This window comes from Roseateles sp. P5_B10 (genome assembly GCF_056400485.1).
In genome coordinates this window covers 1-6,099 of the sequence record NZ_JBFULE010000290.1, presented here as the reverse complement: position 1 = coordinate 6,099, position 6,099 = coordinate 1, and the positions used below count along the sequence as shown (strand labels likewise).

At 69.0% G+C, this 6,099-nt stretch carries 5 protein-coding genes and 1 pseudogene; all 6 read left to right on the top strand.

The window, feature by feature from the left end; genetic code table 11:
• On the top strand, nt 1-935 hold a 935-nt coding region (locus AC1DU6_RS17205; protein WP_477858517.1), incomplete at its 5' end, for a DUF1800 family protein.
• 10 nt (nt 936-945) lie between these two features.
• Complete coding sequence (locus tag AC1DU6_RS17200) at nt 946-2,322, top strand: DUF1501 domain-containing protein (protein ID WP_477858516.1); 1,377 nt, start codon at nt 946-948, stop codon at nt 2,320-2,322.
• A gap of 27 nt (nt 2,323-2,349) precedes the next feature.
• Nucleotides 2,350-4,110, top strand: a complete 1,761-nt coding sequence (locus AC1DU6_RS17195; protein ID WP_457324740.1) for a gamma-glutamyltransferase family protein — start codon at nt 2,350-2,352, stop codon at nt 4,108-4,110.
• A 90-nt stretch (nt 4,111-4,200) separates the two neighbouring features.
• Nucleotides 4,201-4,830 carry an aldehyde dehydrogenase iron-sulfur subunit PaoA gene (paoA, locus tag AC1DU6_RS17190; RefSeq protein WP_477858514.1) on the top strand — a complete coding sequence of 210 codons (630 nt, stop codon included), beginning with the start codon at nt 4,201-4,203 and terminating at the stop codon, nt 4,828-4,830.
• Complete coding sequence (locus AC1DU6_RS17185) at nt 4,827-5,780, top strand: FAD binding domain-containing protein (protein ID WP_457446026.1); 954 nt, start codon at nt 4,827-4,829, stop codon at nt 5,778-5,780. Before paoA ends, AC1DU6_RS17185 begins: the two co-directional genes overlap by 4 nt.
• Nucleotides 5,780-6,099: pseudogene (locus AC1DU6_RS17180) on the top strand (xanthine dehydrogenase family protein molybdopterin-binding subunit); the annotation flags it as partial. The gene AC1DU6_RS17185 and the pseudogene AC1DU6_RS17180, both read left to right, overlap by 1 nt.

Genomic DNA, 6,099 nt, shown 5'->3' with positions numbered 1-6,099 from the left:
CCTATAGCCAGACCAATATCACCGACCTGGCGCGTGTCTTCACCGGCTGGGACTTCGACAGCTACAGCGGCAGCGACCCGGCTTTCATGAAAAAGCCCATGGTCAACATCGCCTCGCGCTTCTCGACCGGGGCCAAGAAGGTGCTGGACGTCGACATCCCGGCCTCGGCCGACGGCCCGGCCGCATTGAAGATCGCGCTGGACACACTGGCTGCCCATGCCAACGTCGGCCCCTTCATCGGCCGGCAACTGATCCAGCGCCTGGTGGCCTCCGACCCCAGCCCCGCCTATGTCGGCCGCGTCGCCGCCGTCTGGGCCGATAACGGCGCCGGCGTGCGTGGCGACCTCAAAGCCGCTATCAAGGCCATCCTGCTGGACACCGAAGCGCGCACCATTTCCGCAGACCCCGGCGCGGGCAAGCTGCGCGAACCGCTGCAGCGCTTCATCCAGTGGGGGCGCAGCTTCGGCGTCACCTCACCCAATGGCCTCTGGAACATCGGCAACACGAGCGACTCGGGCACGCGCCTGGGCCAGAGCCCGCTGCGCAGTCCTTCGGTCTTCAACTTCTTCCGCCCCGGCTATGTGCCGCCCAACTCGCAGCTGGGTACGAACGACGTCACGGCGCCCGAGTTCCAGCTCTGCAACGAGAGCACGGTGGCCGGCTACATCAACTACATGCAGAAGGCCATTGCCGACGGCATCAACGATGTGAAGCCCAGCTACACGGCCGAGCTCGCATTGGCGGGCGATGCGCCGGGTCTGGTCGCGAGCCTGGCAGTCCGCCTGGGCGGTGGTGGCATCTCAGCCACTACGCAAGCCACGGTCAGCACGGCGATCGCGACCATCTCCGCCGCCAGCGACACCGGCAAGGCCAACCGCGTGCAGGCCGCCATCCTGATGCTGATGGCCTGTCCCGAATATCAAATCCAGAAGTGAGGGGCCGTCCATGAAGCTCAACCGACTCCCCGAACTGCAGCGCCGCGAGTTCCTGCGCCGCGCCGGCGCCCTGGGCATCGCGGGCAGCGCCGCGCCCTGGGCGCTGAACCTCGCCGCACTGGGCGAAGCCGCCGCGGCCACAGCGCCTGGCGACTACAAGGCCCTGGTCTGCGTTTTCCTGTATGGCGGCAACGACCACGGCAACACCCTGGTCCCGTACGACCAGGCCAGCTACAACGCCTATGCCGGCATCCGCCAGACTCTGGCCACGCCGCGCGAGCAACTGGCCGCGACGGCCCTTGCACTGAACGTCGGCGGCCGTCAGATGGCCCTGGCGCCCCAGCTCGGCAAGCTCAAGGGCCTGTGGGACAGCGGCCGGCTAGGCATCCAGCTCAATGTCGGCACGCTGATCCAGCCGACCACGCTGGCCCAGTACAACGCCAAAAGCGTGCCACTACCGCCCAAGCTGTTYTCGCACAACGACCAGCAGTCSGTCTGGCAGAGCAGCTCGCCCGAGGGCGCCACCTCGGGCTGGGGCGGCCGCATGGGCGACCTCTTTCTGGGCGGCAACGGCGCGGCCACTTTCACCTGCATCAATGCCGCGGGCAATGCCGTCTTCATGTCCGGCAAGCAGGCCGTGCAATACCAGGTGTCCACCAGCGGCGCCGTGCCCATCAACGGCATTTTGAAGCCGCTGTACGGCTCCCAGGCCTGCGCCGATGCGTTGCGCGGCCTCATCACGGCCGACCGCACGCACTGGATGGAGGCCGAGCTGAACAAGGTCGTCGCGCGTTCCGTCAGCGCCCAGGGCGTCGTCACTGCCGGCCTGGCCGGCGTGCCAGCGCTGCAGACGCCTTTCGATGCGGCCAGCAGCCTGTCCAACCAGCTGCTGATGGTGGCCCGGCTCATCGGTGCACGCCAGGCCCTGGGTGCGACGCGCCAGGTGTTCTTTGTTTCCCTCGGCGGCTTCGACACCCACGATTTCCTGCTCGACGAGCACCCGGGGCTGCTGACCGCTGTCAACGACGCGCTGGCCAGCTTCTACGCGACCACGGTCGAACTGGGCGTGGCCAACCAGGTCACCACCTTCACAGCCAGCGACTTCGGCCGCTCACTGACCAGCAACGGCGACGGCTCGGATCACGGCTGGGGCAGCCACCATTTCGTGCTCGGCGGGGCGGTGCAGGGCGGCAAATACTGGGGCACGCTGCCCTCGGTCAGCATCAATGGCCCCGACGACGTCGGCCAGGGCCGTCTGCTGCCGACCACCGGTGTGGATCAGCTCGGCGCGACGCTGGCCACCTGGATGGGCGTCGGCACTGCCGACCTGCCTCGCGTGCTGCCGCAGATCGTCAACTACAGCCAGCGGGATATGGCTTATTTCTGAGTTCGGGGGCATGCCTAAGATGGCCCCATGCTCCGCCTCCTGACGCCTCTTCTCCTGGCCAGCCTGCTGGCCCCGGCCCATGCCCTCGACCAACCCGAGGCCGCCACCAGCCGCACCGCCAAGCAAGGCGGCCTGACAGCGCCGGCCAAGCGCTTTGCGGTGACGGCGGCCAACCCGCTGGCCGTGGATGCGGGCATCGAGATGCTGAAGGCCGGGGGCTCGGCCGTCGACGCGACCGTTGCCGTGCAGGCCGTGCTCGGCCTGGTCGAGCCGCAGTCCAGCGGCATTGCGGGCGGCGCCTTCCTGATGCATTGGGACGGCCGCCAGGTGCAGACCCTGGACGGCCGCGAGGCAGCGCCGGCCGCAGCCACGCCCGAGCTCTTCTTGAAGGCCGACGGCAAGCCCCTGCCGATGCGCGAGGCCATCATGAGCGGCCTGTCTACCGGCGTGCCGGGCGTGCTGGCCATGCTGGCCGAGGCGCACCGCCAGCACGGCCAGCTGCCCTGGGCCAGGCTGTTCGAGCCGGCCATCCGCCTGGCCGAGCGGGGCTTTGCGATCAGTCCGCGGTTGTTCGAGCTGGCCTCGGCCGAGGCGCAGTTGCGAAACGATCCGCAGGCCGGGTCGTACTTTTTCGATGCGACCGGCGCTCCCAAGCCGGTCGGCACCGTGCTGAAGAACCCCGCCTATGCCGCCGTGCTGCGCGGCATTGCCATCAAAGGCCCCAAGGCCTTCTACGAGGGCGCCGTCGCCGAGGACATCGTGCGCCGCGTGAAAGGCCATGCCCGCCCGGGCCTGCTGAGCGCGGCCGACCTGGCGAGCTACAAGGCCTTGGCCCGCCCGCCGCTGTGCAATGACTGGCGCGTCTACCGCATCTGCGGCTTCGGCCCGCCCACCTCGGGCCATCTGACGCTGATGCAAATCCTCGGCCTCCTTGACACCCAACATGCGGCAGTGGCGGCCCAAGGCATCACGGCGGACTGGATGCATGCCTACGCCGAATCCGCCAAGCTGGCCTTTGCCGACCGTGCCCAGTTCATCGGCGATCCGGCCTATGTCGCCGCGCCGGGCGGTGACTGGCAGAACCTGCTTGCGCCGGTATATCTGAAGCAGCGCGGTGCGCTGATCGGCCCCAAGGCCATGGGCGTGGCCACGGCGGGCCAACCCGCGGCCATCAAGCAGGCCCTTGCGCCCCAGGCCGAGCAACTCGAGGCCGGCACCAGCCAAGTCAGCGTCGTCGATGCCGAAGGCCATGCGGTGGCGATGACGACCAGCGTCGAATCCGCCTTCGGCAGCCGCGTCATGAGCGACGGTGGCACGGGCCTGGCCGGCGGCTTCATGTTGAACAACACGCTGACGGACTTCTCGCTGAACCCGGTCGGTGCCGACGGCAAGCCGGTGGCCAACCGTGTCGAGGCCGGCAAGCGACCGCGTTCCAGCATGGCGCCGACATTGGTCTTCGACCGCGACGGCAAGCTCGTCATGGTGGCCGGCTCACCCGGTGGGCCGGTCATCATTCATTACGTCGCCAAGGCCATCACCGGCGCCCTGGCCTGGGGCCTACCGCCCCAGCAGGCGGTGGACCTGCCCAACTTCGGCCATTTCAACTCGGGCCAGCTCATCGTCGAGCGTGGCGCGCTGACGACCGAGCAACTGGCCGACCTGCGCGGTCGTGGCCAGCAAGTAGTCGAGACCGACCTGACCAGCGGCCTGCAGGTGCTGGTGCGGGTCAAGGAAGGTTGGGTCGGCGGCGCCGACCCGCGCCGCGAGGGCGTCGTCCGTGGCGAGTAAGTCGTCCTGCCGCCGCGCGGCATCTTGTCTGACACCGCTGCCCGCCAGCCGCCCACTAGGCTGGTTAGGTTGTGAGCCGCGGGGTCAGCGATGGACGAAGTGCAAGGATGTTGTCTTTCACGCCGGGACGTCTTGATTGCGGGCGCCGGCACGGCAGCCGCCTCAGCCGTTGAGGCCGCTGAAAGGGAGCCGGCCATGTCCAATGGAACGACGGGACGCGTGACCCTGGAGGTCAACGGCCAGTCCCACAGCGTCGATGTCGACACGCGCACAACGCTGCTCGACCTGCTGCGCGAGCACCTCCACCTGACTGGCACCAAAAAGGGCTGCGACCACGGCCAGTGCGGCGCCTGCACGGTGCTGCTGGACGGCCGGCGCATCAACAGCTGCCTGATGCTGGCCGTCATGGCGCCGGGCGCCAAGGTCACCACCATCGAGGGCCTGGGCACGCCGCAGCAGCTGCATCCGCTGCAGGCCGCCATCGTCGCGCATGATGGCTACCAGTGCGGCTACTGCACGCCGGGCCAGATCTGTTCGGCCGCCGGCATGCTGGACGAGCTCAAGCGCGGCGTGCCCAGCCACGTGACGACCGACCTGACCGCCAAGCCGTTGCTGAGCGCCGACGAGTTGCGCGAGCGCATGAGCGGCAACCTCTGCCGCTGTGGCGCCTACTCCAACATCGCCGAGGCGATCACCAGCGTTGCCAAGGAGGCCGCATGAAAGCCTTCACTTTCGAGCGTGCGCGCACGCCGGCCGAAGCCGCCGCGGCGGTGGCGGGCCGGCCCGACGCCAAGTTCATCGCCGGCGGCACCAATCTGCTGGACCTGATGAAGCTGAAGATCGAGGCGCCGGGCCATATCGTGGACGTCAATGCGCTGGGCCTGGACCGCATCGAGCCCGTCGACGGCGGCGGCCTGCGCGTGGGCGCCCTGGTGCGCAATGCCGACCTGGCCAGCGACGTCCGCGTGCGCAAGGACTACCCGGTGCTGTCGCGTGCGCTATTGGCCGGCGCTTCGGGCCAGCTGCGCAATCGGGCAACGACGGCCGGCAACCTGTTGCAGCGCACGCGCTGCCCCTATTTCTACGACACCGCCCAGCCCTGCAACAAGCGCCAGCCCGGCAGCGGCTGCAGCGCCATCGGCGGCGTGGCGCGCTCGCTGGCCATCATCGGCACGAGCCAAGCCTGTATCGCCAGCCACCCGAGCGACATGGCCGTCGCCATGCGCGTGCTGGATGCGCAGGTCGAGACCATCAAACCCGATGGCCAGGTGCGCCGCATCCCCATCGCCGACTTCCACAAGCTGCCCGGCGATACGCCCCACGTCGAGCACACGCTGGCTCACGGCGAGCTGATCACTTCGGTGCTGCTGCCGCCACCCGCGGGCGGCACCCAGGTCTACCGCAAGGTGCGCGACCGGGCGTCCTATGCCTTCGCCCTCGTGTCGCTGGCCGCCATCGTGCAGCGTGATGGCAGCGCGCGCCTGGCCTTCGGCGGCGTGGCGCCCAGACCCTGGCGTGTGGAGGCGGCCGAAGGCCAGCTTTCGCGCGGTGTGCATACCTATTTTGGGCAGGCCTTCGCCGGCGCGGCCCCGCAGCAGGACAGCGCCTTCAAGCTCAAGCTGGCCGAGCGCCTGCTGGTCGACTCCCTGCATCCTGCACGGAGCACATGATGAGATTCGACCAGCCCGCCACCACCAACCCCATCGACCAGGGCCGCATCGTCGGCCGCCCCACGCCGCGCATCGATGGCCCGCTGAAGACCACCGGCATGGCGCCCTATGCCTACGAACACCACGACCTGAAGCAAGCGCCGGCCGTCGGCTATGTCGTGGGTGCCGGCATCGCCAAGGGCCGCGTGGCCGCCATGGACCTGCGCGCCGCCCGCGCGGCACCCGGTGTGCTCGCCATCGTCACGGCCCAGAACGCCGGCAAGCTCGGCAAGGGCAACATGAACACCGCCAAGCTGCTCGGCGGCCCGCAGATCGACCA